General features: G+C 44.4%; 22 protein-coding genes. 4 read left to right on the forward strand and 18 right to left on the reverse strand.

The window, feature by feature from the left end; all coding sequences use genetic code 11:
• The first annotated feature begins 205 nt into the window (after window positions 1-205).
• Entirely contained in the window at window positions 206-1,654 is a 1,449-nt protein-coding gene (pyk, locus tag NX845_RS10960; RefSeq protein ID WP_065681605.1) for a pyruvate kinase, read from the forward strand.
• Between the two features lie 180 nt (window positions 1,655-1,834).
• On the opposite strand, the gene NX845_RS10965 is transcribed toward pyk, so the two are convergent.
• Window positions 1,835-3,049, reverse strand: a complete 1,215-nt coding sequence (locus NX845_RS10965; RefSeq protein WP_065681606.1) for a patatin family protein — start codon at window positions 3,047-3,049, stop codon at window positions 1,835-1,837.
• A 41-nt stretch (window positions 3,050-3,090) separates the two neighbouring features.
• Window positions 3,091-3,180, reverse strand: a complete 90-nt coding sequence (locus tag NX845_RS10970) for a YnhF family membrane protein (protein ID WP_099165371.1) — start codon at window positions 3,178-3,180, stop codon at window positions 3,091-3,093.
• 145 nt (window positions 3,181-3,325) lie between these two features.
• Here NX845_RS10970 and NX845_RS10975 point away from each other — a divergent pair, with 145 nt between their 5' ends.
• Entirely contained in the window at window positions 3,326-3,919 is a 594-nt protein-coding gene (locus NX845_RS10975; protein ID WP_029404968.1) for a hypothetical protein, read from the forward strand.
• Window positions 3,920-4,030: 111 nt separating this feature from the next.
• On the opposite strand, the gene NX845_RS10980 is transcribed toward NX845_RS10975, so the two are convergent.
• The 15 genes from NX845_RS10980 to yceD all read right to left on the reverse strand — a co-directional run bounded on the left by NX845_RS10980 (window position 4,031) and on the right by yceD (window position 17,144).
• Window positions 4,031-4,435 carry a hypothetical protein gene (locus NX845_RS10980; protein ID WP_054547259.1) on the reverse strand — a complete coding sequence of 135 codons (405 nt, stop codon included), beginning with the start codon at window positions 4,433-4,435 and terminating at the stop codon, window positions 4,031-4,033.
• 229 nt (window positions 4,436-4,664) lie between these two features.
• Window positions 4,665-6,095 (reverse strand): PTS glucose transporter subunit IIBC, encoded by a 1,431-nt coding sequence (gene ptsG / locus NX845_RS10985; RefSeq protein ID WP_004736562.1) that lies wholly within the window; start codon window positions 6,093-6,095, stop codon window positions 4,665-4,667.
• Window positions 6,096-6,539: 444 nt separating this feature from the next.
• Entirely contained in the window at window positions 6,540-7,307 is a 768-nt protein-coding gene (locus NX845_RS10990; protein WP_017093784.1) for a TatD family hydrolase, read from the reverse strand.
• Window positions 7,298-8,263 (reverse strand): DNA polymerase III subunit delta', encoded by a 966-nt coding sequence (locus NX845_RS10995; RefSeq protein WP_017078130.1) that lies wholly within the window; start codon window positions 8,261-8,263, stop codon window positions 7,298-7,300. The genes NX845_RS10990 and NX845_RS10995 overlap by 10 nt, the downstream gene beginning before the upstream one ends.
• Before the next feature lie 6 nt (window positions 8,264-8,269).
• A complete protein-coding gene (gene tmk, locus NX845_RS11000) occupies window positions 8,270-8,902 on the reverse strand; it encodes a dTMP kinase (RefSeq protein ID WP_017078129.1) in 633 nt (210 codons plus the stop codon).
• A 10-nt stretch (window positions 8,903-8,912) separates the two neighbouring features.
• Window positions 8,913-9,929 carry an endolytic transglycosylase MltG gene (mltG, locus tag NX845_RS11005; RefSeq protein WP_012603571.1) on the reverse strand — a complete coding sequence of 339 codons (1,017 nt, stop codon included), beginning with the start codon at window positions 9,927-9,929 and terminating at the stop codon, window positions 8,913-8,915.
• Complete coding sequence (gene pabC / locus NX845_RS11010; RefSeq protein WP_065681607.1) at window positions 9,926-10,804, reverse strand: aminodeoxychorismate lyase; 879 nt, start codon at window positions 10,802-10,804, stop codon at window positions 9,926-9,928. The genes mltG and pabC overlap by 4 nt, the downstream gene beginning before the upstream one ends.
• 104 nt (window positions 10,805-10,908) lie before the next feature.
• Window positions 10,909-12,153 carry a beta-ketoacyl-ACP synthase II gene (gene fabF / locus NX845_RS11015; protein WP_004736554.1) on the reverse strand — a complete coding sequence of 415 codons (1,245 nt, stop codon included), beginning with the start codon at window positions 12,151-12,153 and terminating at the stop codon, window positions 10,909-10,911.
• A 93-nt stretch (window positions 12,154-12,246) separates the two neighbouring features.
• On the reverse strand, window positions 12,247-12,480 hold the full coding sequence (gene acpP / locus NX845_RS11020; protein ID WP_012603569.1) for an acyl carrier protein: 234 nt from the start codon (window positions 12,478-12,480) through the stop codon (window positions 12,247-12,249).
• 166 nt (window positions 12,481-12,646) lie between these two features.
• Window positions 12,647-13,381: a 3-oxoacyl-ACP reductase FabG gene (gene fabG / locus NX845_RS11025; RefSeq protein ID WP_010437280.1), complete on the reverse strand. Its 735-nt coding sequence runs from the start codon at window positions 13,379-13,381 to the stop codon at window positions 12,647-12,649.
• A 25-nt stretch (window positions 13,382-13,406) separates the two neighbouring features.
• Complete coding sequence (fabD, locus tag NX845_RS11030) at window positions 13,407-14,330, reverse strand: ACP S-malonyltransferase (protein WP_065681608.1); 924 nt, start codon at window positions 14,328-14,330, stop codon at window positions 13,407-13,409.
• Between the two features lie 80 nt (window positions 14,331-14,410).
• Window positions 14,411-15,361 carry a beta-ketoacyl-ACP synthase III gene (locus NX845_RS11035; protein ID WP_010437276.1) on the reverse strand — a complete coding sequence of 317 codons (951 nt, stop codon included), beginning with the start codon at window positions 15,359-15,361 and terminating at the stop codon, window positions 14,411-14,413.
• Between the two features lie 5 nt (window positions 15,362-15,366).
• Window positions 15,367-16,392 carry a phosphate acyltransferase PlsX gene (plsX, locus tag NX845_RS11040; RefSeq protein ID WP_017107285.1) on the reverse strand — a complete coding sequence of 342 codons (1,026 nt, stop codon included), beginning with the start codon at window positions 16,390-16,392 and terminating at the stop codon, window positions 15,367-15,369.
• A 9-nt stretch (window positions 16,393-16,401) separates the two neighbouring features.
• Window positions 16,402-16,572 (reverse strand): 50S ribosomal protein L32, encoded by a 171-nt coding sequence (gene rpmF / locus NX845_RS11045; protein ID WP_004737376.1) that lies wholly within the window; start codon window positions 16,570-16,572, stop codon window positions 16,402-16,404.
• 44 nt (window positions 16,573-16,616) lie between these two features.
• A complete protein-coding gene (gene yceD, locus NX845_RS11050; protein WP_004733994.1) occupies window positions 16,617-17,144 on the reverse strand; it encodes a 23S rRNA accumulation protein YceD in 528 nt (175 codons plus the stop codon).
• Window positions 17,145-17,293: 149 nt separating this feature from the next.
• Between yceD and NX845_RS11055 the strand changes: the two genes are divergently transcribed.
• Window positions 17,294-17,875, forward strand: a complete 582-nt coding sequence (locus NX845_RS11055; RefSeq protein ID WP_065681609.1) for a nucleoside triphosphate pyrophosphatase — start codon at window positions 17,294-17,296, stop codon at window positions 17,873-17,875.
• Between the two features lie 267 nt (window positions 17,876-18,142).
• On the opposite strand, the gene rluC is transcribed toward NX845_RS11055, so the two are convergent.
• Window positions 18,143-19,087, reverse strand: coding sequence for a 23S rRNA pseudouridine(955/2504/2580) synthase RluC (rluC, locus tag NX845_RS11060; protein ID WP_065681288.1), 945 nt, complete (start codon window positions 19,085-19,087; stop codon window positions 18,143-18,145).
• A gap of 618 nt (window positions 19,088-19,705) precedes the next feature.
• Between rluC and rne the strand changes: the two genes are divergently transcribed.
• Window positions 19,706-22,894 (forward strand): ribonuclease E, encoded by a 3,189-nt coding sequence (gene rne, locus NX845_RS11065; protein WP_215514769.1) that lies wholly within the window; start codon window positions 19,706-19,708, stop codon window positions 22,892-22,894.
• The last annotated feature ends 77 nt before the right edge of the window (window positions 22,895-22,971 follow it).

Consider the following 22,971-nt stretch of genomic DNA (forward strand, 5'->3'; position numbering starts at 1 on the left):
CGAGTCAAATAGTTCGAGGAAAATTAACACCAAAATCGATAAATTGAGACTTAATTTTCAGAATAAAACATCGTTATTGAGCCCTGAATTCAATAATTAGAGACAAATAATGAAATATCTCCCTAGCTCCCAATAAATAATCAATTAATGCATATACTTAATTCAGTCTTTTAAAAGATTACTTGGCCTCACTCTAGGAGTATTCATGACAGCCGAATTAAGAAAAACGAAAATCGTCACAACGCTAGGCCCTTCTACTGATAAAGGTAACGTGCTTGAAGAGATCATCAAAGCCGGTGCCAATGTCGTCCGCATGAACTTCTCTCACGGCACCAGCGACGACCATATACAACGCGCAGAAAACGTCAGAGCAATTGCAAAAAGACTTGGCACTCAAATCGCTATTCTCGGTGACTTACAAGGCCCCAAGATTCGAGTATCGACATTCAAAGATGGTAAAATCCAACTTGCTGTGGGTGACAAATTCACTCTCGACAGTAGCCTAGGTTTAGGTGCAGGCAACCAACAAGCGGTCGGTCTTGATTATAAAGAATTACCTAACGACGTTTCAGCTAACGACATCCTGTTACTCGACGATGGTCGTGTTCAGCTGAAAGTGACCGAAGTGGAAGGCTGTCGCGTTCATACCGAAGTCATCATTGGCGGTCCACTGTCAAATAACAAAGGCATCAATAAAAAAGGCGGTGGCCTTTCCGCAGAAGCGCTGACAGAAAAAGATAAGCGCGACATCGTCACCGCAGCCCAAATCAAAGTGGATTACCTAGCCGTATCTTTCCCACGTAATGGTGAAGACATGCACTACGCTCGTCAGCTTGCACGAGAAGCGGGCTTAGAAGCTCACCTTGTAGCAAAAGTAGAGCGAGCAGAGACGGTAGCCACTGTTGAGAACATGGATGACATCATAATGGCCTCAGATGTGGTCATGGTGGCTCGTGGTGACCTCGGAGTAGAGATTGGCGACCCTGAATTGGTCGGAGTACAAAAACAGCTTATACGCCGTGCTAGAGCGCTTAACAGAACCGTCATCACCGCAACTCAGATGATGGAATCAATGATCTCAGCACCAATGCCAACCCGTGCCGAAGTGATGGACGTTGCCAATGCGGTACTTGATGGAACAGATGCGGTCATGCTTTCAGGTGAAACCGCTGCCGGTGATTATCCGGTTGAAACCGTAAAATCGATGGCAGAAGTCTGTATTGGCGCAGAGAAAATGGCGGGCATTAATAACCAATCTAATTACCGTATTGACCGTACTTTTGTCACCGCTGAAGAAACCGTGTCGATGGCAACCATCTATTCTGCAAACCATATGGAAGGCATTAAGGGCGTAGTCACTCTCACCGAGTCAGGCCGTACTGCACTGATGATGTCTCGTCTAAGTGCTGATATGCCTATCTACGCGCTGTCTCGTAACGAAGGAACACTTAATCGCTGCACCTTATACCGCGGTGTGACACCTATCTACTTCGAGACAGAAGCCGAGGATAGCTTTGACATTGCCCTATCTACGCTCACTTGCCTAAAAGAGAAAGAGCATCTTAAGTTTGGCGATCTCGTGATCGTCACTCAAGGCGACATTATGGACGTGGCAGGATCAACCAACTGTATGAGAATCTTGCCTGTCACTTAATCAGTTAGTGTTTGATTAGGTCAGTTCGTTGATCAGCGACCCAGCCAAGATCAAAAAAGGGTTATTGAACTAAGTTCAGTAACCCTTTTTCACTTCAGAACCTTGTTAGCTCATTGCGTACTAACTTTCAAATTCGAGTATTACTTATCAATTTCGAATATTACTTAGCAATTTCGAATATTATTTATCAACAGCGCAAGTCGCCAACTGTGGCATATGTGAGCTGCGAGCGTTTTCCGTTGAAGTATAGGTTTCTACAAATCGGTAACCCGCCTCTAAACCTAAGTCGTAATCGTACAACAAATCTTCCTTGTCACTCATCAAAGAGCTCGACTTAAGCGGTTTGCTGGGTGCAATTTGAACAACAAACGCATCGTCCGGTGGAGAGTTCAAAAAGTTCTGAGTTAATGAGTAGGTCTGATAATGAACCATCAACATGTCAGCTAAGCCAGAATCAAACTTATCGCCAATCAAATGACTTAAACGATAAATATCATCAGCACCAAATAGCCATCGTCCACCATTGAGCAGGTCAAGGTGCCCTCTATCGCGCTTTTGCTCCTTTGAACGGAGAATTTGCTGCTGAAAGAATGACGTCCAATCGGTTTTCCATTGTTCTACTTTTTGTTGCCAATGATCTTGCACACTATCAAACGACTCACGGAACCATTCCAACTCCTCAGCCGATATAGGCTTAGGTGCTTTCATTAAGGCATGTTTACCTTGAATCTCCTTGGATAGCTCGGCTCCCTCTTCCAATACAGGCTCAGTACGTATCACGACTATCGATCGAGCTTGCCTACGCCATGCTTCTTGCACAGGAATAGACGCAGACACGCCACCGTCAACATAAGCACTGTCACCAATGAAGATTTCATCATTGTACAGACGAGGGATGGCACAGGTCGCAATCATCACTTTGTACCAGTCTTCTCCCATCAGAGGAAAATAATGGTCTCGTAAATCTTTAGAATCCGTTACTGCCGCAGAGAAATGGCGATCACCTAAGGTTTGTCGTCCCAAATCAAGATCAAGCTTGTATGGGTAAGCCATGATCTGCTCTAAGGCCCACTCTAAACCTAAGTTCTGTCGCTTTCGTATATAAGAGAAAAGATTGAAGAATTCTGGAGCCGTCGTTAAATCAAGAACGAAAGAACGACCTAGCCCTTTATCACGGCACAGATAGGCACACAAATTAAGCGCACCCGCTGAGGTGCCAAAGAATTCGTCGAAAGGGTCAAAATTAGAAAGAAGAAATGCGTCCAGCACACCAGCCGTAAAAATACTTCGCTGTCCGCCGCCTTGGGCAACCAGTGCTGTTTTTCCAGCAATAAACTTAGCGTAGTAATCTAAGTCTATTGCCGAATCAATATTGGTTATAATCCCACTATTCATTATTCCCTGAGTATAGAAACTCAGCCTCGCAATAGATGGTATTAGCTACCAATCGCAATAAAGCCAAATGAAAGGATGATGGTGTAGATTACTACTGTTATTTGTAGCGCATTTTTCAGATTATGGTCCATAAACACCTCAGGCTTATTATTAATTTGTCGAGTCTCTATTTAAGTATTATCAGGTGTGTGAAGTATCTTCAAGAATCGTCGAAATTAGTCGCACAATATTGATGTAACCATCACAATTAGTAAGTGTATGGATAAGGATATACTCATGAATAACAAAGCAAATATGATTGCGCTTGTTGCGCTCATTTCCGCTTCAAACTTGTATGCAGCACCGGAAATTATTATCACTCCGATGATTGGTTATACAGGTGGTGGTAGCGTCGAAGACCAGGATGGTAATACTTATGATATGGAAGGTTCAGAAAACTTCACCTTCGCCATTGAAACTCCGCTTGAGAAAGGTCGTATCGGCTTTTTCTATTCCAATCAGAGCTCTGAGTTAGAAACGCTCAATCTAAGCTCCTCAATTCAATACCTGCACTTTCAAAGCAGTATCTACTACCCTGCATCCTCTGCGTTGTCAGGATATCTAGGGTTAGGTCTTGGTGCTTCTTACGTTGATGTAGATTGGGCGAAAGATAAATATGGGTTCTCAACTTCTATCTTTGGTGGCTTAGAGTACAAATTCAGTAACCGCTTAGCGTTAAATACACAATTACGTTGGCTAGGTACTGTGGTCGACAACGACACCTCTGGTGTTTGTAACGTACCGAGCAATGGCCAAGACTGTATCATCCGCTTTGATACTGACTGGATGAACCAATTCCAAGCCAATGTCGGATTGAGTTTTACCTTCTAAGTTGAGTCCCCATATTGGATCAATCAGTCTTTAGACTAGAAGTATTCTAAGGAAATGAAAAAACCAGCTTGATGCTGGCTTTTTCATTATAAAAACGGTTTTCAGTTCAACTTAGAACTTGTAGGTCACACCTAGTGCGCCGCCTACTTGTAACTCAACACCTTTGTACATGTCGAGCTCAGGGTGAACTTGTGCGTAAGCATTCCAACCTTCATAGAAATTCACTTTCACGCCTAACGGCAAACGCAAACCAAAGTCGTCATTCCATTCAGCCCAAGCACCAGCACCCACATACCAGCTCAACGGAGCTTCAGTCTCGAATTGACCACGCTTAAAAATATAGTCAAATGCAGCGCCGTCATTGCCAATCGTAGCACGGTATTTCTGATCAAATTCCACAACGACACTCAGGTCTTGGTCGATGGCGAGTCCAACTTCCAAAGCTGGGGCTTCAGAAGCGTGAGCAAACGAGGCTCCGCTGCAGCACATAAGGCCGATCAAGTAACGATGTTTCATAATATTCTCAGACTGTGTTTAAAAAAGGGAGTTTACTGGAATCTCAGCGAAAGGTGTCATCGCTAGGTAAAAGATAAAAGACACGAAAAATTTGGGAACGACCATCAATTGATCGAGTTGAGCGGTAACTCTCTGAGTTGATGGGGATTAAACGCAGAAAGGTCTTTCATAGAGCAGAAAACAAAAAAGGAGGCCTTTCGGCCTCCTTTCAATTTATTGAATCAGTGAATTAACCGTTGTTACGAATCCACTCATCCATGTCTGTCTTAAGGTTGTCAGACTTAGTACCGAAGATAGCTTGTACGCCACCAGCAACTACAACAACACCTGCAGCACCTAGTTTCTTCAGTTTGTCTTGGTCAACAGCTTCTGTATCAGCAACGGCTACACGTAGACGAGTAATACAAGCGTCAAGACCAGTGATGTTCGCTTTGCCACCGAATGCAGCAACTAACTCACCAGCAAGCTCAGTACCAGTTGCAACGATGTCGTCTTCTGACTCGTCTTCGCGACCTGGAGTTTTAAGGTCAAGTGCTTTAATCACAGTGCGGAATACAATGTAGTAAATTGCAGCGTAACCAATACCACATACAACCATTAGTCCCATCTTAGACGCGTTGCCAGATAGAACTAGGAAGTCGATTAGACCGTGTGAGAAAGATGTACCGTGTACAAAACCTAGAGTGTTCGCAAGAACGTATGCAGAACCAGCTAGTAGAGCGTGGATTGCGTACAGTACTGGAGCAACGAATAGGAATGAGAATTCGATTGGTTCAGTGATACCCGTTAGGAATGAAGTCAACGCAGCAGAAGCCATGATGCCCATTACTTTAGCGCGGTTTTCAGGCTTAGCTGAGTGTGCAATTGCGATTGCAGCAGCAGGTAGACCGAACATCTTGAACATGTAACCACCAGCTAGCTGACCGAAGCCATTGCCCGCTGCACGAGATGCGTCATCAGCAACTAGGTAACAAGTAAGAACACCGTTTTGAGTTTCGCCAGCAGCGTTTACACAAGTACCAGCTTCAAAGAAGAAAGGTACGTTCCAAACGTGGTGAAGACCAAATGGAATTAGAGAACGCTCAACGATACCGTAGATACCAAACGCCACTTGTGGGTTTTGGTGAGCAGCCCAATCAGAGAACGCAGAGATAGCGCCGCCAACTGGTGGCCATACTACAGATAGTAGGATTGCTAGACCAATCGCAGAGAAACCTGTGATGATTGGCACGGCACGCTTACCAGCGAAGAAGCCTAGGTACTCTGGTAGTTGAATACGGAAGAAACGGTTGAATGCCCAAGCAGCAACACCACCGACTAGGATACCACCTAGTACACCAGTATCGATTTTATCAACGCCCATTACACCAGCCATTACGCCAAGTGTAGCAGTCATGATGCCGTAACCAACGATAGCAGCTAGACCAGCTACACCGTCGTTATTAGTAAAGCCAAGTGCTACACCTACTGCGAACAGTAGTGCCATTTGACCGAATACTGAACCACCCGCTTGTTCCATTAAGTTTGAAACAATTTCTGGAATGAAAGGAAGGTCTGCTGCACCGACACCTAGCAAAATACCCGCAACTGGTAAAACTGATACTGGTAGCATCAGAGACTTACCAACTTTCTGCAGGTTAGCAAAAAGGTTCTTAAACATGTTTATGCTCCTGATAAAGATAAAATAATTATATGGGTTCTAACGGCACACCCCCGTAGCCTATATGTTAGCACCCAGTGAAAATGTAACCATGTATTGCATTATATTTTCTGCCGCTAAATATATATTGATGCGGAACTAACTTTCTAGTCACTTACGAAATTTAGTTTCAAAACACGTCTTGGATCACATGTCAAATCTAGAAATGCAATGCTTTACAAGACATTAAATCATTGAAATATAAATACATTTTTTGATGGGTGTATTATTTTACTGGGTAAATAAAATAGGAGCTAATGTTATTTTTAGTAACAAAATTACAAATGATGTAAATAGTGCTCTCAAGTTCAACATAATTAGTAAACATTAAAAAAAAACGTACTTTTGGTGATCAAAAACACAAAAAGGGAGCTTTCGCTCCCTTTTATTTGTTTAGTTAGTTTTTTATCGCAAAAAAAGTTTTCGGTAATTTTTGGTTGTTTGTTCAGCAACCTCTTTCATTGACAGCCCTTTCAACTGCGCGATATAAGCCGCTACTTCGACTACATATGCAGGCTGATTCTGTTTACCTCGATATGGAATTGGAGCCAAGTATGGCGAATCCGTCTCGATCAGCAACCTATCTAGCGGTAGGTTTTTCACAACATCTTTAAGTTCTGTGGCTTGTTTAAAGGTCACAATACCTGAGATCGAGATATAAAAACCTAACTCCATTGCCGCTTCGGCGAACGCTTGATCTTCAGTAAAGCAATGAATCACACCGCCGCACTTCTCTGCTCCACCATCGCGTAAAATAGCTAACGTATCTTCACGCGCGTTACGCGTGTGGATGATCAAAGGTTTATTAAGCTCAACAGCCAACTCAACGTGCTGCTTAAACCTAAGCTGTTGTAGTTCTGCCGTCTCTGGCTGGTAGTGATAATCTAAGCCTGTCTCACCTATCGCCACAACCTTTGGATTGCTCGCATACTCACGCATTCTTTCTAGACAGAAATCGCTCTCTACATCGAGAGGGTGAACGCCACAAGAAGCTTTAACGTTATCGAACGGCGAGATCATCTCAAGCATATTTTCAAACGAGTCTAATGTCACACCGACAGAAAGCAGTTGGTCTACGTTTGCTGCCTTCGCCTTATTAACCACGTCTTCTACACTGGTGTGTAAATCTTGGTAATCCAGTTTGTCTAAATGACAGTGGGAATCTACGAACATGTTTCCTCGCAAGTGGCAATCAGCCAGTTCATTATGAGTAGCTCCGTATTGAGCCCGGGGTGTTGCTTTAACTGCTCAATCAATATCAACAGTTTATTCGATGCTGCGTAAGCACTTTGATAAGACATTACCTCAACCAAAGCTTTCGCACTCGGAGTCATCGCCTGATTCGCCAAAGCAAAATGCAGCTTTTGCACGTCAGACAGTAAGTGCCATAGCCAGCCTAGTTGAACCAAAGGGTCTTTACTAAGCTCTGTGGAAAACTTCAGCATGTCAGGTTGAGTGCCTTTGATTACATTGACAAAGCCATCGAGCACTTTTGTTGAGGCTTCAACACCGCCTTGCTCAAACATGGCTTTCGCTTTCAAAGGCGCGTTGTCATTGAGCGCTAGAATATACTGCGGAACCGCTTTACCTACTTCCCCATCTAGCCAAGTCGATCCAGTATCCAACTGTGGGCTAACCACATTGAATTGCTGACAGCGGCTAATAATAGTCGGCATTAAGCGATTACTGTTACGAGTAGAAAGAATGAAGATGCACTTACTTGATGGCTCTTCTAGAGTTTTCAGCAATGCGTTCGACGCCGATTCGTTCATCGCCTCGGCAGGGTTAAGCAAGATAACGCGCAAACCACCTAACTGGGACGATTGTTGAGCCCAGCGGTTACTCGCACGTACTTGGTCAACGGTAATCGATTTACCTTCTTTCTCAGGTTCAATCACATGGAAATCCGGATGACTCCCCGATTTCATCAATTCACAACTGTGGCAAAATCCACACGACTCGCTTTCGTAATTAGTACACATCAATGCATCGGTAAGTTGGCTAATCAGCGCATCAACGCCGAGCCCTTCCGGTGCATTAACAATCACAGAGTTAGGAAAACGCTCTGCATCGAGACTTTTTTTCCACTCACTCCATACCGGTGTGAGCCAAGAATACACTTCAGCCATGACTACCTACTGTTTATTGAGCCAAGCACTGAGCGCGACTTTAATATCAGCGGCTACTTGCTCAATTTCTTGCTGTGCATTAATCACGAGTACAGAATCGTCTTGCCCTGCGATTTCTAGATAGCGCTCACGCGTTCGGTCAAAAAAGGAGATATCCATCTTTTCAATTCTATCAAGCTCACCACGGCCTCTGGCACGCTCTAGTCCTACTCTAGGGTCTAGGTCCAAATATAGCGTTAGATCTGGCTTAAAGCCGCCTAGCGTGGTTGCTTTCAGTGATTCCATAGTCGTGCGTGCGATCTGACGACCACCACCTTGATAAGCCTGAGATGACATATCATGGCGATCACCCAACACCCATTGACCGCTGTCTAATGCGGGCTTGATGACGTTCTCGACTAATTGAACACGTGCCGCGTACATCAGCAATAGTTCCGTCATATCTTGAAGCTTCTCACCTTCGTGCTCTTCTTTAACCAATGAACGCATCTTTTCAGCTAAGACAGTGCCACCCGGCTCACGAGTATTGACGATATCTTCAACACCCGATGCTTTTAATGTCTCAACGATGGCATTGATTGCTGTACTTTTGCCAGCACCTTCAAGGCCTTCAACTACGATAAATTTCGACTGATTCATAATTATTTCTTTATTTGTTTTTTCTTAATTGCTTTAAGTAAGCTCGTACTGCACGGTTATGCTCAGTCAAACTCTTTGAAAATACGTGACCGCCCGTTCCACTCGCAACAAAATACAGGTAGTTGCTCTTTTCTGGATTCAGCGCAGCATTGATAGACGCTTTACCCGCCATTGCAATCGGCGTCGGTGGTAAACCACTCATTGTATAAGTGTTGTATGGCGTTGGAGTACGTAAGTCTTTCTTACGTATATTGCCTTTGTAACTGTCGCCCATGCCGTAGATAACCGTTGGGTCAGTTTGCAGACGCATACGCTTGTTCAAGCGATTAACGAACACAGAAGATACACGTTCACGCTCTGACGCTACTGCAGTCTCCTTCTCAATGATAGACGCAAGAATTAGCGCTTCATAAGGCGATTTAAGAGGCAGTTTATCGGCTCTATTTTCCCACTCATCATTGACCACGTTCATCAGATCTCGGTGGGCACGTTTCAACAAATCTAAATCCGTTGTGCCATAGGTGTAGTGGTATGTTTCCGCTAAGAAAAGGCCTTCTAGCTTTTCATTTTCAATACCAAGCTTTTGTGCGATCTCTTTTTCAGAGACATCATTCAACGTCTGCTGAATGAATTCGTTGTCTTTTAGCTGCACAAGCCACTCGTCAAAACGACTGCCTTCTACAAAGGTAATGGTAAATTGGTGCTCTTTCCCTTCGACAAGCACTTGTAGCGCCTGCTCTAGGGTTAAACCGGGTTCAAGCAGGAATGTACCCGCTTTTACGTCTACAAGCTCAGGATGTAACTTACGGATTAATTTCTCGTAAGGAGAAGCCTCAAAAAGCCCCTCGTTAATCAACTGTGCTAGAACACGGTTAAAGCTGCTACCTGAAGCAACGGTAACCACCTGCGGTTTTTCTAATTGAATAACTTGTTTCAGGTTATCTTGCGCTTGGTTGTAAACATAAAAACCAGCAGCAGCGGCTGCAATTAGGCACAAGATAATAAAAATAAATAACTTTTTGATCACGAGTTTAGTTGTCCTTGAAGGCTACGAGTAACGGTTCCAATGTTGAATTGGGTATCACTAATACGGGTAACTGGGGCAACCCCTAAGATGGAGTTGGTCATGAAAATCTCATCAGCTTGCATGAGTTGAGATAAGCAGTAGTCACTAATTGTAACGGAAAGTTCAGCTTGATTCAGCGCGGTTAACACTTGCTTACGCATAACCCCCGCCACACCACTTTGCGTGAGTTGAGGTGTATATATCATCTGACCTTTTCGCCAAAATAGATTGGCCATGGTGGTTTCAATCACATTGCCCGAGATATCAAGAACTACACCATCAGCTTCATCGGCCTGATCCATTTCATCTTTCATCAAGATTTGCTCAAGACGATTATTGTGCTTATGGCCTGCGAGCAATGGGCTCAAACCTAGTGCTTGTTGGCAGATACCGAGTTCTACACCAGAATCTTGCCACGCTGAATAATGACTAGGGAAATCAAATGTACTGATGGTTATCGTTGGCTTGGCGATATTCTTGGTACTGTAGCCACGACCGCCGGCCCCACGGCTAACGTGTAGCTTTATCCCAGCTTTTTGATTATGAGGCTTGTTTGTATCATGGAGGATCTTTGTACCATAAAGGCTCTTTGTTCCATGAAGATCGTCATCTTGGATATGTTGAAGTGCATTATCGATCCAAAGGCTAACAACATCCCAATCAAGTGTTGGAATACGTAACGCTTTAAGGCATTCGTCGACACGACATTGATGATCATAAAAATGCTGAACCTGACCCTCTTGGACAAGCATGGTGGTAAAGCAACCATCCCCGTACTGAAACGAACGATCCAAGATATCGACAGTTTGCTGGCTTTTTCCATCAACCCAAAACATGTTTTTCCCCATAAAAAGAAACGGCTCAATGCTAAAGCATCAAGCCGTTTAAAAACAAGTCTAATTATGACTATCTACGAATGTTTACACCTATAATAAGATGATTAAATCTTTTTGAAGATCAAACAGCCGTTTGTACCACCGAAACCGAATGAGTTACATGCAGCATATTCCATACCGCTAACTTTACGCGCAGTGTGGGGTACTAAGTCAATATCTAAGCCTTCTTCGGGATCATCTAAATTGATTGTTGGTGGAACAATTTGATCAATTAGAGACATCGCTGTGATAATCGCTTCAGCAGAACCTGCAGCACCTAGAAGGTGGCCTGTCATTGATTTCGTAGAAGAAACCAAGACTTGCTTGCTGCCTGCTTCGCCAAGAGCACGCTTGATGCCCTTAACTTCCGCTACGTCACCTGCAGGAGTCGAAGTACCGTGCGCATTAACATAACCGATTTGTTCACCAGTAATGCCAGCATCACGCATAGCCGCTTCCATTGCTAGTGCACCGCCAGAGCCATCTTCACTTGGAGATGTCATGTGGTAAGCGTCACCCGACATACCGAAGCCAACTAGCTCACAGTAAATCTTAGCGCCACGAGCTTTAGCATGTTCATACTCTTCAAGAACCATCATGCCTGCACCGTCACCAAGAACGAAGCCGTCACGGCCTTTGTCCCATGGACGAGAAGCTTTTTGAGGCTCATCGTTACGAGTAGACAGTGCTTTAGCCGCACCAAAACCGCCCATACCTAGTGGTGTAGATGCTTTTTCAGCACCACCCGCTAGCATTGCGTCAGCATCGCCGTATGCAATCATACGAGCCGCGTGGCCAATGTTATGTAGGCCAGTCGTACATGCTGTAGAGATCGCGATGTTTGGACCGCGTAGGCCACGCATGATAGACATGTGACCCGCAATCATATTCACGATCGTCGACGGTACGAAGAACGGGCTGATTTTACGAGGGCCTTTTTCAGTTAGAGCCTTGTGACCGGCTTCGATCAAACCAAGACCACCAATACCAGAACCGATAGCAACGCCTACACGAGGAGCGTTTTCTTCAGTAATAGTTAGGGCTGAATCATCTAAAGCTTGAATACCTGCTGCGACGCCGTACTGGATGAACAAGTCCATCTTACGAGCATCTTTTTTAGTCATATACTCTTCGCAGTTAAAGTCTTTAACTAGACCTGCAAAACGAGTTGAGAAATTGGTTGCATCAAAATGATCGATATTAACGATACCACTTTGACCAGCTAGCAGGGCTTTCCAAGAAGATTCTACAGTGTTGCCTACCGGCGACAACATACCCATGCCAGTGACAACTACACGACGCTTGGACACGATATTACACTCCGGGGATTGAGGTGATTTAAGATGAGGATAGATGAGTTAGATAAAACACAGGCGGTCAAGGTGACCGCCTGGGAGAGATTATTACTGAGCGCTAGTTACGTAATCGATAGCAGCTTGAACAGTAGTAATTTTCTCAGCTTCGTCATCTGGGATTTCAGTGTCGAATTCTTCTTCTAGAGCCATTACTAGCTCAACTGTGTCTAGAGAATCTGCACCTAGGTCATCAACGAAAGAAGCTTCGTTTTTAACTTCAGCTTCGTCTACACCTAGCTGTTCAACAATGATTTTCTTTACGCGTTCTTCGAGGTTGCTCATTTTTTCTTTTCCTTTACAGAGTTCGCTTTATGCGATGTTTTCCGTAGTTTATTCAATCTATTGAAAGTTGCAAGGTCAACTTTTCTGGTCAAACCACAATTTTCACGATTTTAACCGAAATTACGTATGATCTTGACTTAAATCATGCACAAATGTTGCACATAATTTACACCATGTACATACCGCCATTGACGTGAAGTGTTTCACCTGTGATATAAGCTGCCGCAGGTGACGCCAAAAATACCACAGCTTCAGCGATTTCGCGAGGGTCACCTAGTCGACCTGCTGGTACATTCGCCAAAGTTGCTGCACGTTGGTCATCATTTAGCGCTTTAGTCATGTCTGTTTCGATGAAACCTGGCGCTACAGTGTTCACTGTAATACCACGAGACGCAACTTCACGAGCCATTGATTTAGTGAAACCAATCACACCAGCTTTTGCTGCTGCGTAGTTAGCTTGACCAGCGTTACCCATAGTACCTACTACAGAACCAACGTTTACGATACGGCCTTGACGCTTCTTCATCATGCCACGCAATACAGCTTTAGACATGCGGAAGATAGGCGTTAGGTTAGTATCAATGATGTCATTCCATTCATCGTCTTTCATACGCATGAGAAGGTTATCACGAGTGATACCTGCGTTGTTAACCAGAATGTCAATCGCACCGAATTCATCGTTGATGGTTTTCAGTGTAGCAGCAATTGAGTCAACATCAGTGACATTAAGAGCAAGACCTTTACCGTTCTCACCAAGGTACTCGCTGATTGCAGCAGCGCCGCCTTCAGACGTAGCAGTACCGATAACTTTAGCACCACGCTCAACTAAAAGCTCAGCGATTGCACGACCGATGCCACGGCTTGCGCCTGTAACTAGTGCAACTTTGCCTTCTAAATTCATCATAACTTCTCTATTAATTGGTTATTTACTTAGCAGCGTCTAATGATGCAGTGTCATTAACTGCAGCAGCTGTCATAGTTTTAACAATACGTTTTGTTAGACCAGTAAGAACCTTACCTGGGCCTAATTCTAGTAGCTTTTCAACGCCTTGCTCATTCATCGCTTGTACACCTTCAGTCCAACGAACTGGGCTGTATAGCTGACGAACAAGTGCACTTTTGATTTTTGCAGGGTCTGTTTCAGCAATAACATCGACGTTATTGATAACAGGCAGTGCTGGTGCGTTGAACTCTAGAGCTTCTAGAGCAACCGCTAGCTTGTCTGCTGCAGGCTTCATAAGGGCACAGTGAGACGGCACAGATACAGGTAAAGGAAGAGCACGTTTAGCGCCTGCTTGTTTACACAGTGCACCAGCACGCTCTACTGCTGCTTTGTTACCCGCGATAACAACTTGGCCTGGTGAATTGAAGTTAACTGGAGACACAACTTCGTCTTGTGCCGCTTCTTCACACGCTTTAGCAATCGCTTCATCATCTAGACCGATGATTGCGTACATTGCACCAACGCCCGCAGGAACAGCTTCTTGCATCAGTTGACCACGTAGCTCAACCAGCTTGATCGCTTCTTTAAAGTCGATAACACCCGCACACACGAGTGCAGAGTATTCGCCTAGGCTGTGGCCTGCTAGGTTTGCAGGTTGCTCTAGACCAAGCTCTTGCCATACACGCCAGATTGCAACAGACGCAGCGAGTAGAGCTGGTTGAGTACGGAAAGTTTCATTTAGATTTTCTACTGGACCATCTTGAACCAATGCCCATAGATCGTAACCAAGTGCTTCTGAAGCTTCAGCAAATGTCTTTTTAACAACATCATACTGTTCGCCTAGGTCAGCAAGCATACCGATAGCTTGAGAGCCTTGGCCTGGGAATACGATAGCAAATTTGCTCATTGTAATTTTCCTTTAAGCAAAGCAAAAAATTGAATAAGGCACATAAGTTATGTGCCTTGTTTGTTGATTATCGCTTGGAGTTAGAATTTAACTAACGCAGAACCCCAAGTGAAGCCGCCGCCAAATGCTTCGAGTAGAAGCGTTTGACCACGTTTAATTCGCCCGTCGCGAACAGCCTCATCAAGGGCCGTTGGTACGGTTGCTGCCGACGTATTGCCGTGCTTATCAAGAGTAATCACAACTTGATCAAGCGACATCGTCAGCTTTTTAGCGGTTGCCGAGATAATACGGTAGTTCGCTTGGTGTGGAACTAACCAATCAAGCTCTGACTTATCCATATTGTTCGCCGCTAATGTGTCTTTAACTAGCTTAGAAAGCTGAGTTACCGCCACTTTAAATACTTCGTTGCCCGCCATGTGCAGCCATTTGTCTGCATCACCGCCACGCTCTGGAACTTCTAGGCTTAGAAGCTCACCATATTTACCATCAGAGTAAATGTGAGTAGACAAAATACCTGGCTCTTCGCTTGCGCCTACAACCACCGCGCCTGCAGCATCACCAAATAAGATGATAGTAGAGCGGTCAGTCGGATCACAGGTTTTTGACAGTGCATCCGCACCGATTACCAAAACGTTTTTACACATACCAGTCTTGATATGTTGATCAGCAACAGACAGTGCATAGACAAAGCCAGAACACGCCGCAGCTAAATCAAACGCAGGGCAGCCTTTGATACCAAGCTTACCTTGTACCTGACATGCCGAAGACGGGAATGTATGGCTACTGCTGGTTGTCGCAACGATGATTAAATCAATATCTTCTTTGTCGATACCTGCCATCTCAATGGCATTCTCAGCAGCGTAAAACGCCATATCCGCAACGGTTTCGTTTTCCGCTGAAATACGACGCTCTTTAATACCTGTTCTAGCAACGATCCACTCATCGCTAGTCTCTACCATTTTCTCTAAGTCTGCGTTAGTACGCACCTGAGATGGCAAGTAGCTGCCAGTACCTAAAATTTTGCTATACATGAAGACTAATAATGCCTCTCGAGTAAAACCGCTTCCAAACGATCGCTAATGCGGCTGGGGACTTGTCGTTTGACCTCGTGTACTGCTTCACCAATCGCGTTGACGACTGCAGACACATCAGCACTTCCATGACTTTTAATGACAATGCCGCGCAATCCTAACAAACTTGCGCCGTTATACTGGTCGGGGTTCAAGGTTTTTAATTCAGTAAATAGCTCAGAAAACAACATTCTGGCGATCCAACCCTTTATTGTTGAAGCCATCATGCGCGTTTTTAGCTTATCAATAAAGAGCTGAGCCGTACCTTCGCACGTTTTTAAGCAGACATTGCCCACAAAACCATCACATACGACGACATCAGCAGCATCTTGAAGTAATTGATTACCTTCAATATAGCCTATGAAGTTCACAGACTGAGTATTAGACAACATTTCCGCGCATCGTTTCACAAGGTCATTGCCTTTGATTTCTTCGGCACCGATATTCAAGATAGCGATACGTGGAGCGCGACCTAAATGTTGTTCCGCTAATGCACTGCCCATTACAGCAAACTGAAACAGTGAATCTGCGTCACTAGAAACGTTCGCTCCTAAATCAAGCATCCATGTACGATTGCCAGAAGCAGTAGGCAAAGCTGAAACCAATGCAGGCCTATCAATACCGGGAAGGAGTTTGAGTCTGAAACGAGATAACGCCATCAGTGCGCCAGTGTTACCACCACTCACACAAGCATCAGCCTGTGATTCGGCAACCAAATCGATAGCAGCACGCATAGAACTACCCTGACTATTACGTAAGGCTAGTGAAGGTTTTTCAGAATTGGAAATGACTCGATCACAATGCTGGATACTCAAACGAGAATCAGGCATTCGACCTAATGAAGATAATTGAGATGTGATCGCATTTCGATCACCTATGAGAATGACTTTTAGCTCTGGGAAATACGACAGTGCCTGCACGGCGGCAGGCACTGTTACACGAGGACCGAAGTCCCCGCCCATTGCATCAAGCGCAACGGTTAGATTTTGCAAAGGTCAACCTTACTTGTTGATAACCTTTTTGCCGCGGTAGAAACCTTCGGCAGTCACGTTGTGACGTAGGTGAGTTTCACCTGAAGTTGCGTCTACAGAAAGTGCAGCTGTAGTTAGCGCATCGTGTGAACGACGCATGCCACGCATTGAACGTGATTTCTTGCTCTTTTGTACGGCCATTGACCCTACTCCTATGTAAATTCTTAAAGATACTTACTAATAAGTTACTTCTTTAAGTTTTTTAAAACATCAAATGGATTCGGCTTTTTATCTTCCTCAATTTCTTCAGGAAGTTCACCAAACACCAAGTTATTTGAGTTAACGCTACATTTCGCATCGTCGTGCATTGCTATTTGTGGCAATCCAAGGATGAACTCGTCTTCAACTAATTGAATCAGGTCTAACTCACCGTACTCGTTCAGATCTACCAAATCGTACTCTTCCGGTGCTTCCTCTTCACTTTTCTCGCTGTAAACAGGAGTATAAGTAAATTGGACATCGCACTCATGTGCGAAAACCTCATTACAACGTTGACACTCTAAATCGACTTCGACGTTAGCTTTACCAGAGATAACGACTAATCGTTGTTCATCAAGCCCAAATGACATTGAGACTTGCGCGTCACGTTTTACGCCTTCAGTTGTTTCGGTTAAACGCTTTAAAAGACTGACTTGAATGATACCATCCATATCGAGTCGTTTTTGAGCCGTTCTTGCCGGATCAACTGTACGCGGTATTTTTTCCTTTTGCATAGGGCGCGAATCTTATCTTCCAAATCGTGTTTAGTCAAAGGAAATGGCAAAAAAAATGTACTTTCCTACCTTTCCTGTTCAGAGCATTATGAATAGCAGGATAAGTTACGTTATCCTGAACTAAATGCTTACACGAATTGTAAATTAAAATGAGAAATTACCAACTAGTTTTAGCTTCTACATCTCCATTTAGGCAAGAGATCCTCAAAAAACTACAGTTAGACTTTGTCACAGCGAAGCCTGACTGCGATGAAACACCACTTCCAGAAGAGACACCTCAACAGTTAGTGATGCGTCTTGCCGAGACAAAAGCCAAGTCTTGTACTATCGAACAACCAAGCCTAGTGATTGGTTCCGATCAAGTGTGTGTGATTGATGGAGAAATCATTGGTAAACCACACTCTCGTGAAAAAGCGATTGAGCAGCTATCTCGCCAAAGCGGCAAAATCATCACTTTCTATACTGGGGTAACCGTATGGAACAGCGAAACCAATAAAGCCGACACTCGCTTAGATACCTTCATCGTGCATTTCCGTGATTTAACACAGCAGCAAATCATTTCTTATGTTGAGAAAGAACAGCCTTATTACTGCGCGGGCAGTTTTATGTGTGAAGGGTTAGGTATCGCGCTATTTAAACAGATGGAAGGTAAGGACCCGAATACCTTGATCGGTCTACCTCTGATCGATCTGGTTGATATGTTAGAAGCGCAAGGAATGAGCGTACTATAACGGATACCCTCTCTTTGTTAGAGATTCCCTACTCCTTCCTTCGTCAGTCTAGGGAAGGACGAAGATAGCTACATTATCCAATCAGCTCATGATGTAGAACCTGACTTTAAAAAGTCGTCATCCTCAAGAGCGAGGAACGAGCGAGTTGGGGATCTTCTACAACAGATGAAAACAAAAAAGGTTGACGAATTTCGTCAACCTTTTTTGTTAATAGATAAGTAAGGCTAGAAACAGCTAACCCTTTCGTATCTCGTATCTCGTATCTTCTTAAAGCTTACGTAGACCAGTGAGTGCTCTCTCTAGCGTTTTTTCCATTGGAGCCGAGATATCTATCTTCTCTTCGCTACCTGGGTGGGTAAACTTAATGTTGGCGGCATGTAAGAACAAACGATTCAATCCTACTTTACCCGTGTAAGCATCAAAACGACGATCACCGTAACGGTCATCCCAAGCAATTGGGTGGCCAGTATACTGAGCATGTACGCGAATTTGGTGCGTACGGCCGGTAATTGGGCTTGCCTGAACTAACGTCGCATCTTGGAATTTTTCCAAAACCTTAAAACGAGTTTCAGAAGCCTTACCATTCGGGTTAACACGAACAATACTATTCACTTCGTTCTTCAGCAGCGGAGCATTAACAACCTTACAGCTGTTCTTCCACTCACCCATCACCAAAGCAAAATAGTACTTCTGTACGGTTTTCTCACGGAACTGTGCTTGAAGGTGTCTTAGCGCAGAACGTTTCTTCGCGATAAGTAGAATACCTGACGTATCTCTATCAATACGATGCACAAGTTCAAGAAAACGCGCATCGGGACGAAGTGCTCTTAACGCTTCAATTGCGCCGAACTTAAGTCCACTACCACCATGAACCGCAGTTCCTGATGGTTTATTCAGAATTAGCATGTGATCATCTTCATAAATGATGCACTGTTCTAATTCAGAAACCTTATTGAGTTTCGTGCTTGGCACGTTCTCTTCTGTTTTCTCTTCAATAGTGACTGGCGGGATACGAACTAAATCACCTGCTTTTAGTTTGTATTCAGCCTTGATGCGTTTTTTGTTTACGCGGACTTCGCCTTTACGCACGATTCGGTAAATCATGCTTTTCGGGATGTTTTTTAATTGGTTGCGTAAGAAGTTATCAATACGCTGACCAGCCATATCTTCGTCAATGTCGACAAATTGGACTTGGGTTCTAATTTCGCTCATTGGGCCATTGTATCACTGTCACTTTTGATAATTGAGATTTTCTTAACCCTATTCTGAACTTATTTATCTATAATCCCTGCCGATCTATCCCTAAAAGGTCATTGAAGTTCTATATTTCTTTGATTCTTCGAACAAAAAAGCACCAAGCTTCCTGCAAATTAAAATATCAATTGATAAATTATTTATAGACAGTGAGTTAGAGCTATCAAAACCCAAACAAAAACTGTTTTTTTTACCGCATTACGACAAAGCAGATTGCTGTGTTTACCGACCACTGCTATAGTTCACAGCTGCTATCAATGGATTGACTAATATTTAAACAGCTAACCATTCATAAGCAAGTAAATGAGTAGATGACTCAGATTAGACAGTGCTGCAATCGGCGTAAGACACGGTCAACTGAGTTCCTTATCGCTCTACTCACGTACACTCATGTTGAGTATTCACCGCCACATCGCGGATCATAGGCTAACTCCCTATGATGACTGACGTGCCCCAGAGCATCCCTACTCCAGCCGGGAGGCTGCACCGATAAAGCCATGGGATCTGGCACCATGAGAAACGAATAAAGCGATAAGACCAATGATGAAAATAAGAAAAGACAATGAGAATTTCTAAATGAAAAGAATGTTAATTAACGCAACTCAAAAAGAAGAGTTGCGTGTCGCTTTGGTTGATGGCCAGCGACTGTTCGATCTAGATATCGAAAGTCCAGGTCACGAGTCAAAGAAAGCGAATATCTACAAAGGACGTATTACCCGTATTGAACCAAGCCTAGAAGCGGCATTTGTTGATTACGGCGCAGAACGTCACGGTTTCCTCCCTCTTAAAGAAATTGCCCGCGAATACTTCCCTGAAGGTTATACATACCAAGGCCGTCCTAGCATTAAAGAAGTGCTAAGAGAAGGACAAGAAGTAATCGTGCAAGTTGAGAAAGAAGAACGTGGTAGCAAAGGCGCTGCACTGACAACTTTCATCTCTTTGGCTGGTAGTTACTTAGTTCTTATGCCTAATAACCCTCGTGCTGGCGGTATTTCTCGTCGTATCGAAGGTGATGAACGCACTCAACTGAAAGCAGCATTAAGCACTCTTGAGCTTCCTCAAGGCATGGGCTTAATCGTGCGTACAGCAGGTGTTGGCAAAAGTGCAGAAGAGCTAGAGTGGGACTTGAACGTTCTATTGAATCACTGGGGCGCTATTAAGCAAGCTTCTGATTCAAATGCAGCTCCTTTCCTTATTCACCAAGAAAGTAACGTTATCGTTCGTGCGATTCGTGACTATCTACGTCGTGATATTGGCGAGATTCTAATCGACAGCAATACTATTTTTGAACGTGCACAAGCGCACATTCAATTAATACGCCCAGATTTCATGAATCGCGTTAAGAAATACGATGGTGAAGTGCCACTATTTAGCCATTACCAGATTGAAAGCCAGATCGAATCAGCTTTCCAACGTGAAGTTCGTCTTCCGTCTGGTGGTTCTATCGTGATCGACCCAACAGAAGCTCTAACTTCTATCGATATCAACTCTGCTCGTGCAACAAAGGGCAGCGATATTGAAGAAACAGCGCTAAACACTAACCTAGAAGCAGCCGATGAAATTGCACGTCAATTACGTCTACGTGACCTAGGTGGTCTTGTTGTTATCGACTTCATCGATATGACTCCGGTTCGCCACCAACGCGAAGTTGAAAGCCGTCTACGTGATGCCGTTCGTTTAGATCGTGCACGTGTTCAGATTGGTCGTATTTCTCGCTTTGGTCTTCTAGAGATGTCTCGTCAACGTTTGAGTCCATCACTAGCAGAAGCAAGCCACCACATTTGTCCTCGTTGTACAGGTACTGGTGTTGTTCGTGATAACGAATCTCTAGCACTTTCTGTTCTACGTTTGATTGAAGAAGAAGCTCTGAAAGACAACACAGCACAAGTACTTGCTGTTGTGCCTGTTCCAATCGCCTCTTACCTTCTGAACGAAAAACGTCGCTCAGTAAACCACATCGAGAAGAACCAAGAAGTTAAGATCACTGTTGTTCCTAACTCTGACATGGAAACACCACACTTTGAGGTTATCCGTGTTCGTGAAGGTGAAGAGTTCGATCTACTCTCTTACTTGCTGCCTACCAAGCTAGAAGCTTTAAAAGAAGCAGAAAGCAAAGAACCAGTAGAACAGACTATTCGTCCTAAGAAGATCGAAGAGCCTGCTCTGAAAGGTTTCGCGGCTCCAGCTCAATCAGCACCTACTCCTGCTCCAGCACCTAAAGCTGTTGAAGAGAAGAAAGTTGAACCAGCTGCAACGCAAGAACCTAGCCTAATTGGTCGTTTCTTCAAAGCTATCGGTAGCTTCTTATTTGGCTCTTCAACTCAAGAAGAGAAGAAAGAAGAAGAGAAGCAAGAAGAAAAACCTAAGAACAATCGCAACAACGGTAACCGTCAACGCCGTGATCGTAACGACAACCGCCGTCGTAACCAACGTGGTGACCGTGGCGAACAACGTAACGAGCGTGGTGACCGTAGCGAACAACGTAATGAACGTGGTGACAATCGCAACGAAAACCGCGACAACAAACGCCGTCGTAAACCTGTACGTGATGAGAAACCTGAAGAGCAAAAAGAAGCAGCTCCACAGCAAACTCGTCAGCCTCGTAAGCCTAAGCAAGATCGTCGCAATAAGCCACGTGATGAGCAGAAGCAACAGGAAGAGCAAGTACCATCTAAATTAGCAGAAGAAGGTCTACAGCTAGCGGCAGAAGCTCAAGCTGATAAACCAGAAGCGCCAAAGGCGAAGCCTGAAGCAAAAGCTGTGAAAATTAAAGAGCGTCGTCAACGTCGTAAGCTGAACAAACTGGTTCGAGTTAAAGACCAGCAAGCTCAAGCAGAAGCTGACAACAATGCCGATAACGCTTCAAAAGAGCAAAAGGCACAAACAGCAAATCACGAACAAGCTGTGGCTCAAGAGCAAAAAGTTGTGGAACAAGTAGAAGCAACTCAAGTAAATGCTGAGCAAACAGAACAGGAAGAGCCGAAGCAACGTCGTAACCGTCGTTCTCCACGTCACCTACGTGCAAGTGGTCAACGTCGTCGTCGCGGTCGTGATCGTCGCCCTAACCCATTCCGCCTACGTAAAGGTGGTGTAGCTTCTCCTGAGATGGCTATGGGTAAAGTGATGCCTCGCTTCATTCCAAAACCTCACCACAATCAGACAAAACCTGAAGTGGCGGAAATGGACGTTGCTGTTGAAGCTCAAGTTGCTACTGAAACTCAAGTTGCGGCTCAAGCTCCAGAGCAAAATACAGCTCAAGAGAATGCACCTCAAAGCAACGTAGTGATGGCTGGCGGTTTTGCGTGTCCTGAATTAGCTATGGGTAAAGTAATCATCTCTCGTGAAGACGCAGTTGTTGCTGAAGAAACGCGCTCTGAAGCTCCTGTAGTCGTTGAAGAAGAACCAGTGGTCGTTGAAACTGAGAAAGTTGAAGCTCCAGTGATTGTAGAAGCGACGAAAGTCGAAGCGGCTGTTGCAGTAGAAGAGACAACACCAGTTGTTGAAGCTGAAGCACCTAAAGCTGAAAGTGCAAAAGTTGAAGAAGCGCCTGTTGTAAAAGCAGAAGCTCCTCAAGCTGCACCAAAAGCAACGGTTGCTAAGAAGCAAGCAGGCTCACCAATGACTAAAGCTCCTGGTCCACAAGAGATCAAAGAGATTGAAGTTGTTGCAGCTCCGTTCCGCAATGAGCGTTTTGTACCGAAAGGTGCAGGTAGTCAGGCAGCGTCGAACCAAGCTGGCGCAGGTATGACTAAGCCAAACTACTAGCGATTACTGATAGATAATCACAAGTAAATAGAATCAAAGGCTGCTTATTAAAGCAGCCTTTTTCATATCTACTAATC

Source organism: Vibrio sp. NC2 (genome assembly GCF_025195005.1).
GTDB classification, from domain to species: Bacteria; Pseudomonadota; Gammaproteobacteria; order Enterobacterales; family Vibrionaceae; genus Vibrio; species Vibrio splendidus.

Bases quoted from the DNA above. Each gene is read 5' to 3' on its own strand.
- pyk (WP_065681605.1), top strand. From the start codon at position 206: ATGACAGCCGAATTAAGAAAAACGAAAATCGTCACAACGCTAGGCCCT.
- NX845_RS10965 (WP_065681606.1), bottom strand. From the start codon at position 3,049: ATGAATAGTGGGATTATAACCAATATTGATTCGGCAATAGACTTAGAT.
- NX845_RS10970 (WP_099165371.1), bottom strand. From the start codon at position 3,180: ATGGACCATAATCTGAAAAATGCGCTACAAATAACAGTAGTAATCTAC.
- NX845_RS10975 (WP_029404968.1), top strand. From the start codon at position 3,326: ATGAATAACAAAGCAAATATGATTGCGCTTGTTGCGCTCATTTCCGCT.
- NX845_RS10980 (WP_054547259.1), bottom strand. From the start codon at position 4,435: ATGAAACATCGTTACTTGATCGGCCTTATGTGCTGCAGCGGAGCCTCG.
- ptsG (WP_004736562.1), bottom strand. From the start codon at position 6,095: ATGTTTAAGAACCTTTTTGCTAACCTGCAGAAAGTTGGTAAGTCTCTG.
- NX845_RS10990 (WP_017093784.1), bottom strand. From the start codon at position 7,307: ATGTTCGTAGATTCCCACTGTCATTTAGACAAACTGGATTACCAAGAT.
- NX845_RS10995 (WP_017078130.1), bottom strand. From the start codon at position 8,263: ATGGCTGAAGTGTATTCTTGGCTCACACCGGTATGGAGTGAGTGGAAA.
- tmk (WP_017078129.1), bottom strand. From the start codon at position 8,902: ATGAATCAGTCGAAATTTATCGTAGTTGAAGGCCTTGAAGGTGCTGGC.
- pabC (WP_065681607.1), bottom strand. From the start codon at position 10,804: ATGTTTTGGGTTGATGGAAAAAGCCAGCAAACTGTCGATATCTTGGAT.
- acpP (WP_012603569.1), bottom strand. From the start codon at position 12,480: ATGAGCAACCTCGAAGAACGCGTAAAGAAAATCATTGTTGAACAGCTA.
- fabG (WP_010437280.1), bottom strand. From the start codon at position 13,381: ATGAATTTAGAAGGCAAAGTTGCACTAGTTACAGGCGCAAGCCGTGGC.
- fabD (WP_065681608.1), bottom strand. From the start codon at position 14,330: ATGAGCAAATTTGCTATCGTATTCCCAGGCCAAGGCTCTCAAGCTATC.
- NX845_RS11035 (WP_010437276.1), bottom strand. From the start codon at position 15,361: ATGTATAGCAAAATTTTAGGTACTGGCAGCTACTTGCCATCTCAGGTG.
- rpmF (WP_004737376.1), bottom strand. From the start codon at position 16,572: ATGGCCGTACAAAAGAGCAAGAAATCACGTTCAATGCGTGGCATGCGT.
- yceD (WP_004733994.1), bottom strand. From the start codon at position 17,144: ATGCAAAAGGAAAAAATACCGCGTACAGTTGATCCGGCAAGAACGGCT.
- NX845_RS11055 (WP_065681609.1), top strand. From the start codon at position 17,294: ATGAGAAATTACCAACTAGTTTTAGCTTCTACATCTCCATTTAGGCAA.
- rluC (WP_065681288.1), bottom strand. From the start codon at position 19,087: ATGAGCGAAATTAGAACCCAAGTCCAATTTGTCGACATTGACGAAGAT.
- rne (WP_215514769.1), top strand. From the start codon at position 19,706: ATGAAAAGAATGTTAATTAACGCAACTCAAAAAGAAGAGTTGCGTGTC.